The 1,154-nt window shown below is 56.5% G+C and carries 1 protein-coding gene; it reads right to left on the bottom strand.

Features of this window, described 5'->3' with window-relative positions:
• Nucleotides 1-18 precede the first annotated feature (18 nt).
• Nucleotides 19-945, bottom strand: a complete 927-nt coding sequence (locus ACZRN6_RS36490) for an IS110 family transposase (RefSeq protein ID WP_198718347.1) — start codon at nucleotides 943-945, stop codon at nucleotides 19-21.
• Nucleotides 946-1,154 lie beyond the last annotated feature (209 nt).

Consider the following 1,154-nt stretch of genomic DNA (forward strand, 5'->3'; position numbering starts at 1 on the left):
TACGTAGCAACTGTGTTCTCAAGCCAAATGCGCGGCAGCCTTCAAGGCTTCGCGCATTCTTGCGTTAAGCATGGTGACCAGCTTGCGAGCAGCGGCTACGAGGGCTACTTTCTTGGGTTTGCCGTTGGCGACCAGGCGTTGATAAAACGGTTTTAGCACCGGGTCGTAGCGCACAGCGCTCAAACACGCCATGTACATGGCGCTTCTGGGTGCCCGACGTCCGGCCCAGGTTGTTCTCTTGCCACTGAATTGGCCACTGTCTTTGGACAGGGGCGCCATACCATAAAGCCTGGCGATGGCTTTACGGTTCAGATAGCCAAGCTCTCCCATCTCGCAGACGAGCGTCGATACCGCCACGGGGCCCATTCCCTTGATCGTACTGGCTACCTGAGCCTGCATAGTTCCTTGGAGCAGTCCGGCGATGATCTTGTCCAGTTCGGCTCGGTCAGATTCCATCTGCGTAATATGCCGCTCAAGCCCCTCAAGCAGCACAGCATTTCTTGTCAGGCGACGCCGCTGCTTCTCGGCGCTGATCATCTGAACCAGTTGCTGACGCCGCTGGTGATAGGCGTGCAGCTCCTGAGCCTGATCGGTACGCGGTTGATAACGGTGAAGCTCGATCACGCTGGCCATGTGGGCCAGCATGCGTGCATCCAGATGGTCAGTCTTGGCCAGTTGACCCATCGCCTTGGCAAAGTCCCTCGCTTGCCTTGGGTTCACGCGAATGATCGGTAAGCCTGCGCTATAGAACGCATCCAGAGCGTCTTGCTCATAGCCTCCCGTGGCTTCGAGCACGACCTGGGTAGGCTCAAACGGCTGCATCCAGGCAATTGCCTGTTTCCATCCTGCCGGATCGTTAGTTGTTCGAAGAGGCTTTTTGTGTCGATGTACGCTGATGTCGAGGGTGGCTTTGCTCACATCTATGCCAATGCCGATGCAGGTCATCACAATCTCCGATAATCTGAGTAAGTCGAGAGTCTCTCCTCACCGGCCCAGCCTTATCTTCGAGTGCAACCTCGGGCAACTGTACGGGCGTGTGTGGGGAGATATCGGCGTGGAGACCTTGCTACGTAACGATCGGCTAAATCGAGGAGCGAGCGATCGTCCACGTCGACTCTCGGCACCTAATCTGACAGATCGCGAATAGATAAGGA

It is taken from the genome of Pseudomonas sp. A125 (assembly GCF_055409485.1).